The sequence below is a fragment of the Roseovarius sp. D0-M9 genome (assembly GCF_037083805.1).
GTDB lineage: Bacteria > Pseudomonadota > Alphaproteobacteria > Rhodobacterales > Rhodobacteraceae > Roseovarius.
In genome coordinates, this window is the sequence record NZ_JBAPKZ010000012.1 from 17,283 (window position 1) to 30,841 (window position 13,559).

Here is a 13,559-nt window from a genome sequence, read left to right on the forward strand (position 1 = left end):
TGAATGACGAGTCGAAAGCTAGCACCAAACAAACAAGCGCTCAACCCTAGGGAAACTTTTTTTCCTAAAATTAAAAGGCCCCGGCATCAGCCGGGACCATTTGTTTTCATTGGCGGGGTGGCGCGTCAGGTGTTGTCCGCATGCGTCCTTACGTCCGGCTCCAGCCCCCAGATGGCCTTGTCCAGACCGGCGATCTGGTCTTCTTCGCTGTTTTCCATACCGATCGTTGCCTTGAATATGACCGACAGGATCAGCGCGGTGATGACGCCTGTACCGATGCATGCCGCGACGCCGACAACCTGCATGATGAACGAGATTTCACCGTGCTGAAATGCATAGGGTCCATCCTCGAAGCCAAGGTAGCCACCGCGCGGGGTGCCCGCCTTGAAGATCCCCAGAAAGAGCATCCCGAAGGTTCCGGCGCCCAGGAACAGCGGGAACAACTTGTGCTCGTCGATGCCGCGCTTCAGCGTGAATTCGTAGATCGCAAATGATGCCAGCGGCGCCAGCAATCCAAGAATCAGGGCCTGCCAGGGCAGATAGACATCGAGGCCCGACGCGCCAGCCACATATCCCGCAAGCGGGCCAAGCAGAGTGTAGGCGTAGTTGCCGGACATATAGGCCAGAATCAGGCCGCCGATCGCTCCGCCAGCCCAGACAAGCGCGTAGTTGTTCAGCGAGATACCGACGCTTGTGTTCGCCATCGTCACGCTGACGGCCAGAGCCTCCGGATCAAAGTAGAACAGGCAAGACAGGATCACCATCGGCAAGCCCGCGAAGATCAGCAGCAGGCCGGGTGCGCAAAGGCCGATGCTGGGGGCCAGATAGGCCGTCACGCGCGGATGTTCGGCCATCATGCCGGGCCGCGGCTTCATCATCAGGGTAAAGACCAGCGCCATCCCGGCGGGGAACAGGTAGACAAAGCCCACGCCAAAGAAGTCATGGAAACCTGCATTGGTGAGCGGCCCCACGGATCCCCATGTGGCCCAGCTGAGCACTGACGACACAACGGCGGCCACGACACAGGTGATATAATACGCCGATGCCTTCATTCGTTCGGAGACGGCAAAGTGGAACAGGACGTTGATGATCCCGGCAAACACGGCGAGGAAGAAGATGAAGATCTGGAAGGTGTTCAGTCCCGGGAAAACGCCAGGGTCCGTCTCGTGCGCCAGTGCGTTGGTCATTGCGCCGCCGATCCACCAGTCGCGAATCGAATCCATCATGGTTGCACCTTCCATGATGTAGTATTGGCCCGCCCAGAAACCGAAGCCGATCACGAAATACGTGGCGAATCCGATAAAGAATCCAAGGCTCTTTTCGATCGTCGAATTGAACAGGTTCTTGCGGCGGGTCGTTCCCGCGTCAATCAACAGCAGGCCGACGACGACAAGGATCGCCCCTACCGTTCCAGACGCATAAACGACGTTCTGCGTCAGCGAATTGAGTGTGACTTGTTCGGCGTAAATGGCCCCTAAATCGAGCGACATCAGGTCTCCCCTTCCTTATACTGTTGGACTCCGGCCACGTCGGGCTGGAATATCTGCCTTGGTCCGCGATCACCGATGGTCGCGGCACGGTCGTGTTATTGGGATCAGCGCAAGATAAGGTATCCGCCTTGACCCATAGGAGTGCGATAATGATCAAATTCCTTAGCATATCAAGAATATAATTTTACTGGCAGGATGCGCTGGGGTGATGGCACCGCCGCGCTCGTGCGACCAGCCTCACGATTTTTTCGGCACCAATCGGGCTGGAATTTGCCTCACAGGAAAAAGTCTTGCATCATATTCTTGCTTTCTATCCCCGGCTGGGGCTGAATAGCGGCGAGAACGGACCGACACTCAAAACCGACACTCAAATCAGGGGATCATCACATGGCAATTATCTGGAGACATTCCGCACTGGCGCATCGCCACGCTGAAATCGGCGGCGAGCTGGAGGATTGGAACGGCATGGGCACCGCCTGGTTCTATGACCACAGCGAAGAGCGCGGGCAGGCCGATTACGAGCGTGTGCGCACCAAGGCGGGCCTGATGGATGTGTCCGGCCTGAAGAAAGTCCACCTGACCGGCCCTGATGCCGCGCATGTCATCGACCGCACCACCACTCGCAACGTCGAGAAGCTGATGCCGGGCCGCGCGGTCTATGCCGCGATGCTGGACACCCGCGGCATGTTCATCGACGACTGCGTGATCTACCGCATTTCGGTCAACAGCTGGCTGGTCGTCCACGGCACCGGCGCGGGCATGGAATCGATGACGGCTGCGGCTGCGGCCAAGAACGTCGCGATCACCTTCGACGACGATCTGCACGACATCTCTCTACAGGGCCCCGTTGCGGTCGACTTTCTGGAAAAGCACGTTCCGGGCATTCGCGATCTGGCGTATTTCGGCATCATGCAGACCAAGATTTTCGGCTGCCCCGTCATGATTTCGCGCACCGGCTACACCGGCGAGCGCGGCTACGAGATCTTTTGCCAGAAAAAGCATGTCGTCCAGATCTGGGATCAGATCCTGGAGGAAGGCAAGGACATGGGCATCGGCCCGGTGCAGTTCAGCACGCTCGACCGGTTGCGCACCGAATCATACCTGCTCTTCTTTCCCGGCGACAACTCCGAGACCTATCCGCATGAGAACGGCGATCCGGCGGGTGATACCCTTTGGGAGCTGGGCCTCGAATTCGTCGTCTCGCCCGGCAAGACCGGCTTTGTCGGCGCCGAGAACCATTATGCCCTCGAAGGGCGCGAGCGGTTCAAGATCTACGGCGTCAAGCTGGAGGGCGAAGTGCCCGCCGACGAGGGCGCGGACCTCTTGCAGGATGGCAAGAAGGTCGGCACTGTGACGTATGGAATGTATTCGCGCATCAACAAACATAACGTCGGCATCGCGCGCATGCCCGTGGACGCGGCCAAGCCCGGCACCAAGCTGACCGTGCGCAATGGCGATGGCACGGAGATCCCCGCCGTCGCCGCCGAAATGCCCTTCTACGACAAGGACAAGAAGATCCGCACGGCCAAGGGCTGACACGACAATCGCCAGCGGCGGGGCGCGCTCTGCCGCTGGCCACCAAAAAAAACGCGACAAAGAAGAGACCAACAGGAGATCAGGGCGTATATGTCGAAGTTTGAATTTCCCCCCTCGATCAAGAGCCGCCCGGTCTGGGGCAGCCTTGAGGCGCGCGCGGGCAAACATCACCTGATGATCGCGGATGGCGAGGGTGCCGAAGCGATCATGGACATCGCGGTGCCGGATCTGATGGCGCGCAGCCACATCATCTATATCCCGAAGGGCACCGATAACGCCGAGCGTCTGCGCGCGCTGAAGCCCGCTCAGTTTCATGAGGGGCCCACCTATGAAGCCTCTTTGCAGCGCATCCGCCGTGTCTTGCAGGATGCCCACATGGGGCTACAGGTATACCTTGCCGGCACCGAGGGACTGATGGGCCAGGCGATGCAGGAGGCCGTGAGCGCCGGTATTCCGCACACCGCCATCCAGACCGAACATCGCGGATCTGTCGCGCGCCGGATGCAATGCGTACACTGCAAGGGCATCACCGAGGATGTCGAGGTCGATCCGTTCGTCTGCTCGCACTGCGGTCTGACCCTTTTTGTGCGTGACCATTATTCGCGCCGTCTGGCCGCCTATCAGGGCGTTTGCGTCGACGCCGAGGATCCGGGAAACATACCCGAGCAAAAGGGGATATACGAATGAGCGGAGCCACCAAGATCAACGTGCGCGTGACCGAAATCGTGCCTCTCAACGAGCTGGTCACCCGCTTCAAGTTCGAACGCACCGATGGCGGCAATATGCCGACCTTCTCGGGCGGCGCCCATACTGTCATCGAGATGAAGGATGGAGACCGCACGCGGCTGAACCCTTACTCCTTGATGTCCGACCCCGCTGATCGCAGCGCCTATACCATTTCGGTGCGCCGCGATGACGAAGGGCGCGGCGGCTCTCTTTTTCTGCATCAAAAGGTCAAGGTGGGGGACGAGATGGTTCTATCGAACCCCGTCAACCTCTTCAGCCTCGATCTGCGCGCGAAAAAGCACCTGATGATCGCGGGCGGCATCGGCATCACGCCCTTCCTTGCCCAGATCAAGCAGCTCGACCGCAGCCACGGCAATTGGGAGCTGCATTATTCCGTGCGCAGCGAGGATCTGGCCAGCTACGCCAAGGAGCTGACGACCGAGCACCCAAACGACGTGCACATCTATTACAACGACCGCGATCAGACCATCGATCTGGAGCATTTGCTGGATGGTCAGCCCCTTGGCACGCACATCTATATCTGCGGGCCCAAGGGCATGATCGACTGGGTGCGTGCCACCGCCAAGGAACTGGGCTGGCCCCGCGAGGCCGTGCATTACGAGGAATTCCTTGCGCCCAAGCCCGGCAAACCCTTTGAGGTGAAGCTGGCCATCAGCAACAAGGTGATCGAGGTCGGCGAGCATGAGAGCCTGCTGGAGGCGATCGAGCGGGCAGGGGTGGATGCGCCCTATCTGTGCCGCGGCGGTGCCTGCGGGCAATGCGAGACGGATGTGGTCGAGGCCGACGGCAAGATCGTCCACCGCGACCACTGGCTCGAGCCCGAAGAGCATGCCTCGAACAAGAAGATCATGCCCTGCGTCAGCCGGTTCGAGGGCAAGACGCTGGTGCTGGACCGCTAGAAATTCCCCCGAGATCCCCAAGGGAGCCACGATATGACGATGCAATTCAACGACGAGACGTTCCGCGACGATTATTCGTTCCGCAATTCGGCTTGGGCGATCAAGCGCTTTCCATTCCCGTTCGACAAGGACGACTACATGTACTCCGTCAACATGGAGCCGCATGCAGGCGGGCGCGAGGGATCGGTCTTTGACAATCGGTTTGACGTGGATGAGCACTACGTCAGCGAGATGTGCGACCGGGCACTGGTGCTGGATCAGGATCCGCTGCGCTGCCAGTCCCTGCCACACATGACGCTGGCGGGTTGGGATCTGCTCGAGCTGATCATGGTGTCCAAGTCCGAGGATTATCCGGACCTTTTCGAGCTGCACCGCGATGGGGACAAGTGGCGCTGGATCAACAAGCCGCTGGGCATCGACGACACCTTTACGTTCCTCGATGAGACCACGCTGCCCTATGGGCCGATGGAGTATATCACCCGCCAAACCCAAGGGGATTTCGCCGTGCTGGACCAGCGTGACGACAACCTCTGGATGGATGCCGGAATGGTGACAACGCAGGCCGACTGGAGCCTTGATTTCGACATCGGCATGAACTTCTTTGAATGGCACGCGCCGGTGCCGCTGGCCCATGAGAAGGGTATTTTTGTCCGCGCGCTCAAGTTCCTGCTGAACATCCAGCAAGGCAGCCCCGCGCGCCGCCTCAACTGGACGATGACGGTCAATCCGCTGCTGGATACCAGCCCTGAGAATTACCACAAATGGGGCGTGCAAAAGACGACGCTGACGCCCGAGAACATCGGCTCCAAACAGCATTTGCGGGTAGAGCTTCAGACGTTTTTCCGTCTGCCGCGCTCGAACGCGCTGGTGTTTCCGATCCGCTGCTATCTGTGCGCGTTTCAGGATCTGATGACCGTGCCAAAATGGGGCCGCCGCCTGCACCGCGTCATCCGTGACCTGCCGGACGAGTTGGCCGATTACAAGGGATTTGCGGCCAATCGGCCCATGATGCTGGACTACCTGTCGCAGTTTGATGACGGGCTGCCCACGTCGCCGGGGATCTGGCCCGATCTGGATACAGAGCCCGCGCTGCAAAAATAGGGCGCGGGCAGGCTCTCAGGTGTTCTGGGGATAGCTGATGATCGACAGGTAGCGGCAGGGCAGCGTCACCAGCCGCTCAGGCCCGTGCGGCGCATCGGCGTCGAAGAACAGCGTATCGCCGGGCAAGAGCGGGATCACGTCGTCGCCGTGGCGATAATCCAATGCGCCCTCCAGCATGTAGATCGTCTCGATCCCGCCGTGCTGGAATGTCGGGAAGATATCCGTTTCGGTGCTGAGCGTGATCAGATAGGGCTCGACGATGACGCCCGAGTCGTTCGAGCCGATGTGCCCCAGGAGGTTGTACTGATGCCCGGCGCGGGTGCCTGCGCGCTCCAGCTCGACACCCTCGCCGCTCTTGGTGTGCACGTATTCGCGGCTTTCCTCGAAGCGGCGAAAGAAACCGGTGATCGGCACGCGCAGCGCGTTGGCCAGCGTTTGCAACGTGGTCAGCGAGGGCGATGTATTGCCGTTCTCGATCTTGGAAAGCATGCCGATGCTGAGGCCCGTCTTGGCCGCCAGTTCAGCCACGGTGATCTCCTGCTTGCGGCGATGCGCGCGAAGCTCGCGGCCGATGGCCAGCTCCAGCACATTCTCGCGGTCCTCGCGCTGCGGGCGGTGGGGGTCTTGGGTCAGGCGCGCCGCTTCGGAGCGCGTTAGTTGCTTTACTGTCATGGGGTATCCTAAGGCCGTGGCCGAGCATCGACCGTGTTTCCTGATAGAAGCACAATTTTCACTCTCAGGGCAAGATGTATGACGCGAGAGTAAATTTTCAGCACTGTCCCCGCAGAGGGCAGCCAAGGCGACGATTTCAAGAAAAATGCTTGACGCAACGTAATGCCATGCAAGGATGAAAGGGATCCGGCGGCAAGGACCGCGGCGCAGACCATATCGGATACCACCCGGCAGGAGCACATATGGGCTCAACATCGCGCCTCTGACGTGGCGCGGCATCTGGGATGCTCGATATGCAAAACACGCGAACCGCCATTCTTGCCGCACTTGCGGCTGTTGCCCCTTTTGCCCTCATGGCCGAGGATAGCTCTGATCCGATCGTGATCCCCATCAACAACTGGTCCTCTCAGATCGTGATGTCGAACGTCATGGGCCAGATATTCGAGTCGATGGGCAACAACGTTGAATACGTCACCGTCGACGCTCAGGCGGTCTATGAGTCGATTCGTCTGGGCGACGTGTCGCTCCAGATGGAGGTCTGGGAGGGCACGCATAAGCTGTCGCTCGAGGCTGCCTTGGCCAAAGGCGGAATCATCGACGTGGGCGATCACGATGCTGTCACGCGCGAAGATTGGTGGTACCCGATGTGGACCAAGGAAGCCTGCCCCGGCTTGCCCGATTGGGAGGCGCTCAACGACTGCGCCGAGATCTTCGCCACCCCCGAGACGGGCGACAAGGGCCGCTATCTGGACGGCCCCGCCGACTGGAACAAGCATGCGAACGAGCGTGTCGCCGCGCTGGGCATGAATTTTACGGTCATCAATGCAGGCTCCGCCGCCGCTCTTTGGGCCGAGATCGGCGCCGCCGAGGCGGAAAAGCGCCCCATCGTCCTCTTCAACTGGACGCCCAACTTTGCCGAGGCCGTCTGGCCGGGCGAATTCGTGGCCTTCCCCGAGGCGGTGCCGGGCTGTGATACCGACCCGTCTGTCGGACCCAACCCCGACGCGCTCTATGATTGCGGCAACCCTGCCGATGGCTATCTGAAAAAGGCCGCATGGGATGGCATGCCCGAGAAATGGCCCGCCGCCTACGAGGTGCTGACCAAGGCGTCATTCACCAATGCGCAGATCGCTGAAATGGCCCGCCTCGTCGATGTCGAAGAGCTGGAGCCGGACGAGGCCGCGCGCGAATGGCTGGATGCAAATGGCGACGTCTGGAAAGGCTGGGTCAACTGAGTCGCACCGGTCGGCAACGGTGGCCCTGCGCGCAAAGTGCAAGCGGGGCCGCTCCAATCACGAACGGCCTAAACATCGGGCATTACACGGTCATGGCCTTTTCGTTCCGCAAATTTTTAAGAAAAAAACTTGACCGAGAGTAAAGTAAAGCGAAGGTTAAGGTGTGACGCATGTGACAGAGGGCCGCCAAGAGCCCAGCGTTATTTCATTAAAATGTGCAGCATCGTCTGTGCGAGATAAAAAGCGGCGATCCTTTGCCGCGACAACCGGGAGATTACAATGAAGAAAACACAAACGGCCATCCTGGCCGCTATGACCGCATTCGCGCCCATGGCCGTGCTGGCCGAGGACAGCAACGACCCCATCGTGATTCCGATCCATAACTGGTCCTCGCAGATCGTCATGTCGAATGTCGTCGGGCAACTTCTGGAACAGCAGGGCGCCTACGTGGAATATGTGACCACCGACAGCCAGGCCGTCTACGAGTCGATCCGTATGGGCGATGTCACGCTGGAAATGGAAGTCTGGGAGGGCGCGTTTGGTGCCTCGTTCCGCGCGGCCATGGAAAAGGGTGGCATCGTCGATGTCGGTGATCACAACGCGGTCACCCGCGAGGATTGGTGGTACCCGATGTGGACCAAGGAAGCCTGCCCTGGCCTGCCTGATTGGGAGGCGCTCAACGACTGCGCCGAGATCTTCGCCACCCCCGAGACGGGCGACAAGGGCCGCTACCTCGATGGCCCCGTTGACTGGCTCAAGCATGGCAAGGAGCGTGTCGAGGCATTGGGCATGGATTTCACCGTCATCAACGCCGGTAGCGCGGCCGCGCTTTGGGCCACCATCGGCGCTGCCGAGGCTGACAAGACACCCATCGTCGTGTTCAACTGGACGCCCAACTTTGCCGAGGCTGTCTGGCCCGGCGAGTTTGTCGAATTCCCCGAATGGGAGGATGGCTGCGACACCGATCCTGCCGTCGGGCCGAACCCCGACGCGCTCTATGACTGCGGCAACCCTGCCGATGGCTACCTGAAAAAGGCCGCGTGGGAAGGCATGGAAGAGAAGTGGCCGGCAGCCTACGCAACGCTTGAAAAGGTCTCTTTCACCAACCCGCAGATCGCCGAGATGGCCAAGCTGGTCGATATCGACGAGATGGAGCCACAAGAGGCGGCAGCCGTGTGGCTGGAGGAAAATCCTGATGTCTGGCAGGGCTGGATCAACTGATCCGGGCCTGACGCACACCCAAATGTCCGGTCCCGCCCGCACTTTGTGTGGCGGGGCCGATTTGACCTATTCAGGATGGACCATGGACCAGCAAACACCCGTTATCTCGTGCCGCAATGTGTGGAAGCTGTTTGGCAGCGACCCCAAAACCTACCTCGCAACCATGCCTGCAGGGCGCGGTTTCGAAGAGATCCGTGCCGACGGCTATATCGCGGGCGTCAAGGATGTCAGTATCGAGGTGCATCGCGGAGAGATGCTGGTCGTCATGGGGCTCTCGGGTTCTGGCAAATCCACGCTGGTGCGCTGCTTTTCGCGCCTGCATGACATCACCGGCGGCACCATTACCGTCGAGGGGCAGGACGTAATGAAGCTGAGCGAGCGCGAGCTGATCGAGCTGCGCCGCTCCAAGATGGGCATGGTCTTTCAATCCTTTGGCCTGCTGCCGCACCGCACGGTGCTGGAGAATATCGCCTTTCCCCTGGAAATGCGCGGGCAGGACCGGCACCAGCGCCGCGAACGGGCGATGGAGGTCATCAAGCTGGTCGGGCTGGAAGGGCGCGAGGACTACTTTCCGCGCGAACTCAGCGGCGGCCAGCAGCAGCGCGTCGGTATCGCGCGCAGCCTCGCGATCGAGCCCGACATCTGGTTTCTGGACGAGCCGTTCAGCGCACTCGATCCGCTGATCCGCAAGGAGATGCAGGACGAATTCCTGCGCCTTCAGGGGCTCTTGCACAAGACCATCGTTTTCATCACCCATGACTTCGACGAGGCCCTGCGCCTTGCTGACCGCATCGCCATCATGAAGGAAGGTGCGGTCGAGCAATGCGACACCCCCGACCAGATCGTGCTGCACCCGGCGACCGAATATGTGCGCAAGTTCACCGAGGACATCGACAAGGCCCGTGTCGTGCGTGCCAGCGTTCTGGCCAAGCCCGATCTGGTCGGCACCGGGGAGCCTGTGGATGCGGGCACGACCGTTCACCAGATGGCGCAACTTCTGGTGCAGGACACGCGCGAGGCAATCCCCGTGGTCCGCGATGGCCAGCCATTGGGCGCATTTCGGCGCACAGATGCGCTTGAAATCCTCGTGGGAGCAACCTGATGGCAGTGGTGGCAACAGATACCAGCCCCGCGCGCCAATTCACCCGTCCGCGCACCGCGATCCTGTTGGTCGCTGCGGCCATCGTTCTGACATTGCTGCAATACTCGGGCCTTCTGCCCGCCGCGCTGCACCGGCTGCCCGAGGCGATGATACCGCCTTTTGCCACGTGGCTGGATGCGATCTTCAACTTCATCAAGGACGACATGGGCCTGCTTGCCCTCACGCGGTTTCTGACCGAGGGGCTGGAATGGCTGCTTGATGCCACCGCCAACCTCTTTTTCGGGCAACGCCGCTGGCCCTATCTGGGGCCGATCCCGTGGACGGCCATCGCCGCTGTGGCGGCTGTCACCGGCTATTACCTTGGCGGCTGGCGCATGGCGCTGCTGGGCGGGGGCGTTTTTGTCTGGACGGCCCTCATCGGCCAGTGGACCATCGCGATGCAGACCGTTTCGGTGCTGGTCGTCGCGGCGCCGCTTGCCTTCATCATCGGGCTGACGCTGGGCATCATGGCATGGCGCTATGCGTGGCTGGACCGGGCGATCAGGCCGGTGCTTTCGGTGCTTCAGACGCTGCCATTCTTTACCTATCTGCTGCCGGCCGTCATCTTCTTCAAGGTCGGGCCTACGGCGGGCGCGGTGGCGACGACGATCTACGCCATCCCACCGATGATCCTGATGACGACGCTGGGCCTGCAAAAGGTCTCGCATGAGGTGGTCGAGGCGGGCCATATGAGCGGCTGCACCCGCTGGCAGCTTTTGCGTCATGTCTATCTGCCCTCGGCCCGGACCGAGATCCTCGTGGGGGTCAATCAGGTCATCATGCTCAGCCTCGCGATGGTCGTCCTGACCGCCTTCATCGGGATGCCGGGCCTTGGTGCGAAACTTCTGGCCATGATGGGCAGTTTCAAGCTGGGCCGCAGCTTCGAGATTGGCGTCACGATCGTGCTGATCGCCGTCATGCTGGATCGGATGTCCAAGGCCTGGGCGATCAAGCAGCCAGAGCATTTCGAGCGCGGCACCCCCTGGTGGAAGCAGCATTTCCTGCTGCTGACCGGCGTTGGTGCCTTCGTCTTTTTCTGCGTCCTCGGGCAATTCGTCGAGGTGGCCAGCAATATCGGGCGCACGCAGAATTTCAGTCAGGGCAAGGAAATCGACGACCTGATGAAGAACTTCCTGGCGCTTGGCTGGGTCAATGCGATCACGGGCGGTATCCGTTATTTCCTGAACGTTCAGGTGCTGATCCCCTTCCGCAACTTCCTGCTCAGTATCCCGACGCCTGCGCTGATCCTCTTGATCTCTGCCTTTGCGCTTTGGCTGGGCGGGCGGCGGCAGGCGCTGACCGCAGCGCTCTTCTTTGGTCTCATAGCGCTTTCGGGCTGGTGGGACCGGTCGGTCATCACGCTCTATTCGGTCCTTTCGGCGGTGGCGATTGCCATGCTGATCGGCCTGCCCATCGGGATCGCGGCGGCGCGTAGTGACACGTGGTCGCGCCGGGTGCTGTTGGCTTGCGATACGGCGCAGACCTTTCCCAGTTTCGTCTATCTCATTCCTGCGATCATGCTCTTTGGCATCACGGATGTGGCGGTGATCTTCTCGATCCTGATCTTCGCAATGGTGCCGCTGACGCGCTACACGATAGAAGGGCTGCGCACGGTTCCGGTGGAAATACTGGAGGCCGCAGACATGTCGGGCGCGACACGGCGGCAAAAGCTGTGGAAGGTGCAACTGCCCCTTGCGCTGCCGACGATGGCCGTGGGCTTCAACCAGGCAATCATGTTCGCGTTCTTCATGGTGATCATCGCGGCCTTCATCGGCACGCAGGATCTGGGCCAGGAGTTGCAGCGCACACTGGCGGGCACCGATATGGGCAAGAACTTCGTGCTGGGCATTTGCGTTGCCTTGATGGCGCTGACCTTCGATCTGACGATCCTGAAATGGGCAACGGATCAAAAGCGCAAGCTGGGCCTCGGCGACTAGTGCGGTAGATGCAGCGCGTGCCGTTGGGCGCGAGCTGATCGACGGCCCACTTCGGGCCGGGCTTTCCGTTGCCCTTCTTGCGGCGTCCTGCGCTGGGTGTTACATATACTGCAATTCCGTTGGGGTGCCCGCTGAGGGCTGAGAGGCGCAAGTCGACCCATCGAACCTGATCCGGACAATGCCGGCGTAGGGAACGGAGACAGACTTGGCCTCAGGGGTGACGCCCGTCGCTTTTTCTTCTTCTTTGCCGATGCCGCAGGAAGAAGAGATGACGCCAGAAACACGCATATCAGTGATCCGTGGAATTCCCGCCAGCCTGCCTTTAGACCTTAGGAGCACGCTTGATGTCGTGCCGGTTTCCAATGAAGATCCCGGCGGGCCGGTCCCTCATCGTCGCAAGGTGCCTCGATGACAAGGGCGACGGTCTTTGGCGCGGGTGTTGCCGGGCTTTGCGTTGCGACCGAACTGGTCGCGCGGGGATGGGATGTCACGGTGTGCGATCCCGCGCCCCGTCCGGGTCCGCATGGCTGCTCTTGGTGGGCTGGCGGAATGCTGGCCCCCTTGTGTGAGGGCGAGACTGCGGAAGAGCCGGTCGTGCGCCTCGGGCATGAGGCCGCCGACTGGTGGCAGCGCCAAGGGGTGCACGTCGCGCGCCGCGGGACCGTGGTTCTGGCCCTTGCCCGCGACCGGCGCGAGCTTGACCGCTATGCGCGGCGCACGACCGGGCACGAGGCGCTGGATGCAGAGGCCCTCGGCGCGCTCGAGCCGGATCTGGCCGGCAGCTTCAGCCGCGCCCTGCATTTTCGGACCGAGGCACATCTGGATCCACGCAGTGCATTGACGCACCTGCGCGACCGGCTGGAAGGGGCCGGAGTCACCTTTGTGGCCGAGTGGGGCCAAACTGCGGGCCAGTCCAACGGCCTGACCTTCGACTGCCGCGGCCTTGCGGCGCGCGACGTCCTGCCTGACCTGCGCGGGGTCAAGGGCGAGATGGTCGTGCTTCGGACGGATGAAATCACCCTGACGCGCCCCATTCGGCTGCTGCATCCGCGCTTTCCTCTTTATGTAGTGCCGCGCGGGGATGGTGTTTTCATGCTGGGCGCCACCCAGATCGAAAGCGACGACCGCAAGCCCCGAGTGCGCTCGGTTCTCGAGCTGCTTTCGGCGGCCTATGCGCTGCACCCGGCCTTTGGCGATGCGGAGGTGGTCGAGATCGGCGTGGATGCGCGCCCCGCCTTTCCCGACAACCTGCCCCGCCTGCGAAAACATGGCGAGACGATGTATGTGAACGGCCTTTTCCGTCACGGCTTTCTGCTGGCGCCAGCGCTGGCGCGGATGGCGGTGGAGGCAGCCTGCGATGGCAGCAAACCGGAGTTGTTCGATGAAGATCATAGTTAACGGCAGCGCGACCGACATCGCAGCCCAGACGCTTGAAATGGCTCTGGAAGAGCTTGGCTATGGCGGCGCAAAGGTCGCGACCGCCGTGAACGAAAGCTTTGTTCCCGCAGCCGCGCGCGCTGGCACCACCCTTGCGCCCGCCGACCGCGTCGAGATTGTCGTGCCGCGGCAGGGAGGCTGAG

Annotated in this window: 13 protein-coding genes and 1 riboswitch; of the genes, 11 read left to right on the forward strand and 2 right to left on the reverse strand. The window is 61.2% G+C overall.

Annotated elements, in window-relative coordinates:
* Nucleotides 1–125: 125 nt before the first annotated feature.
* Entirely contained in the window at nucleotides 126–1,490 is a 1,365-nt protein-coding gene (locus V8352_RS09715) for an ammonium transporter (protein WP_336424089.1), read from the reverse strand.
* Nucleotides 1,491–1,877: 387 nt separating this feature from the next.
* On the opposite strand from V8352_RS09715, the gene V8352_RS09720 reads away from it, so the two are divergent.
* From V8352_RS09720 to V8352_RS09735, 4 genes are all read left to right on the forward strand, one after another.
* Nucleotides 1,878–3,026, forward strand: coding sequence for an aminomethyltransferase family protein (locus V8352_RS09720; RefSeq protein WP_336424090.1), 1,149 nt, complete (start codon nucleotides 1,878–1,880; stop codon nucleotides 3,024–3,026).
* 90 nt (nucleotides 3,027–3,116) lie between these two features.
* Nucleotides 3,117–3,713 (forward strand): dimethylamine monooxygenase subunit DmmA family protein, encoded by a 597-nt coding sequence (locus V8352_RS09725; protein ID WP_336424091.1) that lies wholly within the window; start codon nucleotides 3,117–3,119, stop codon nucleotides 3,711–3,713.
* Nucleotides 3,710–4,672, forward strand: a complete 963-nt coding sequence (locus tag V8352_RS09730) for a PDR/VanB family oxidoreductase (protein ID WP_336424092.1) — start codon at nucleotides 3,710–3,712, stop codon at nucleotides 4,670–4,672. The genes V8352_RS09725 and V8352_RS09730 overlap by 4 nt, the downstream gene beginning before the upstream one ends.
* A 33-nt stretch (nucleotides 4,673–4,705) precedes the next feature.
* Nucleotides 4,706–5,773 carry a heme-dependent oxidative N-demethylase family protein gene (locus tag V8352_RS09735; protein ID WP_336424093.1) on the forward strand — a complete coding sequence of 356 codons (1,068 nt, stop codon included), beginning with the start codon at nucleotides 4,706–4,708 and terminating at the stop codon, nucleotides 5,771–5,773.
* Between the two features lie 15 nt (nucleotides 5,774–5,788).
* On the opposite strand, the gene V8352_RS09740 is transcribed toward V8352_RS09735, so the two are convergent.
* A complete protein-coding gene (locus V8352_RS09740; protein ID WP_336424094.1) occupies nucleotides 5,789–6,445 on the reverse strand; it encodes a helix-turn-helix domain-containing protein in 657 nt (218 codons plus the stop codon).
* Between the two features lie 293 nt (nucleotides 6,446–6,738).
* Here V8352_RS09740 and V8352_RS09745 point away from each other — a divergent pair, with 293 nt between their 5' ends.
* The 7 genes from V8352_RS09745 to thiS all read left to right on the forward strand — a co-directional run bounded on the left by V8352_RS09745 (nucleotide 6,739) and on the right by thiS (nucleotide 13,558).
* Nucleotides 6,739–7,680: an ABC transporter substrate-binding protein gene (locus tag V8352_RS09745; protein WP_336424095.1), complete on the forward strand. Its 942-nt coding sequence runs from the start codon at nucleotides 6,739–6,741 to the stop codon at nucleotides 7,678–7,680.
* 279 nt (nucleotides 7,681–7,959) lie between these two features.
* The gene (locus tag V8352_RS09750; RefSeq protein WP_336424096.1) at nucleotides 7,960–8,901 is read left to right on the forward strand and encodes an ABC transporter substrate-binding protein; all 942 of its coding nucleotides are present in this window, start codon (nucleotides 7,960–7,962) and stop codon (nucleotides 8,899–8,901) included.
* Nucleotides 8,902–8,983: 82 nt separating this feature from the next.
* Entirely contained in the window at nucleotides 8,984–10,003 is a 1,020-nt protein-coding gene (locus tag V8352_RS09755; RefSeq protein ID WP_336424097.1) for a quaternary amine ABC transporter ATP-binding protein, read from the forward strand.
* Nucleotides 10,003–11,979 carry an ABC transporter permease gene (locus V8352_RS09760; RefSeq protein WP_336424098.1) on the forward strand — a complete coding sequence of 659 codons (1,977 nt, stop codon included), beginning with the start codon at nucleotides 10,003–10,005 and terminating at the stop codon, nucleotides 11,977–11,979. The genes V8352_RS09755 and V8352_RS09760 overlap by 1 nt, the downstream gene beginning before the upstream one ends.
* A 110-nt stretch (nucleotides 11,980–12,089) precedes the next feature.
* Nucleotides 12,090–12,189: riboswitch (TPP riboswitch) on the forward strand.
* A gap of 7 nt (nucleotides 12,190–12,196) precedes the next feature.
* Nucleotides 12,197–12,391 (forward strand): hypothetical protein, encoded by a 195-nt coding sequence (locus tag V8352_RS09765; protein WP_336424099.1) that lies wholly within the window; start codon nucleotides 12,197–12,199, stop codon nucleotides 12,389–12,391.
* A complete protein-coding gene (locus V8352_RS09770; RefSeq protein ID WP_336424100.1) occupies nucleotides 12,388–13,377 on the forward strand; it encodes an FAD-dependent oxidoreductase in 990 nt (329 codons plus the stop codon). The genes V8352_RS09765 and V8352_RS09770 overlap by 4 nt, the downstream gene beginning before the upstream one ends.
* On the forward strand, nucleotides 13,361–13,558 hold the full coding sequence (thiS, locus tag V8352_RS09775) for a sulfur carrier protein ThiS (protein ID WP_336424101.1): 198 nt from the start codon (nucleotides 13,361–13,363) through the stop codon (nucleotides 13,556–13,558). The genes V8352_RS09770 and thiS overlap by 17 nt, the downstream gene beginning before the upstream one ends.
* Nucleotide 13,559: the final 1 nt, after the last annotated feature.

Bases quoted from the DNA above. Each gene is read 5' to 3' on its own strand.
- V8352_RS09745 (WP_336424095.1), top strand. From the start codon at position 6,739: ATGCAAAACACGCGAACCGCCATTCTTGCCGCACTTGCGGCTGTTGCC.
- V8352_RS09725 (WP_336424091.1), top strand. From the start codon at position 3,117: ATGTCGAAGTTTGAATTTCCCCCCTCGATCAAGAGCCGCCCGGTCTGG.
- V8352_RS09735 (WP_336424093.1), top strand. From the start codon at position 4,706: ATGACGATGCAATTCAACGACGAGACGTTCCGCGACGATTATTCGTTC.
- V8352_RS09715 (WP_336424089.1), bottom strand. From the start codon at position 1,490: ATGTCGCTCGATTTAGGGGCCATTTACGCCGAACAAGTCACACTCAAT.
- V8352_RS09740 (WP_336424094.1), bottom strand. From the start codon at position 6,445: ATGACAGTAAAGCAACTAACGCGCTCCGAAGCGGCGCGCCTGACCCAA.
- V8352_RS09755 (WP_336424097.1), top strand. From the start codon at position 8,984: ATGGACCAGCAAACACCCGTTATCTCGTGCCGCAATGTGTGGAAGCTG.
- V8352_RS09730 (WP_336424092.1), top strand. From the start codon at position 3,710: ATGAGCGGAGCCACCAAGATCAACGTGCGCGTGACCGAAATCGTGCCT.
- V8352_RS09760 (WP_336424098.1), top strand. From the start codon at position 10,003: ATGGCAGTGGTGGCAACAGATACCAGCCCCGCGCGCCAATTCACCCGT.
- V8352_RS09720 (WP_336424090.1), top strand. From the start codon at position 1,878: ATGGCAATTATCTGGAGACATTCCGCACTGGCGCATCGCCACGCTGAA.
- V8352_RS09750 (WP_336424096.1), top strand. From the start codon at position 7,960: ATGAAGAAAACACAAACGGCCATCCTGGCCGCTATGACCGCATTCGCG.
- V8352_RS09770 (WP_336424100.1), top strand. From the start codon at position 12,388: ATGACAAGGGCGACGGTCTTTGGCGCGGGTGTTGCCGGGCTTTGCGTT.
- thiS (WP_336424101.1), top strand. From the start codon at position 13,361: ATGAAGATCATAGTTAACGGCAGCGCGACCGACATCGCAGCCCAGACG.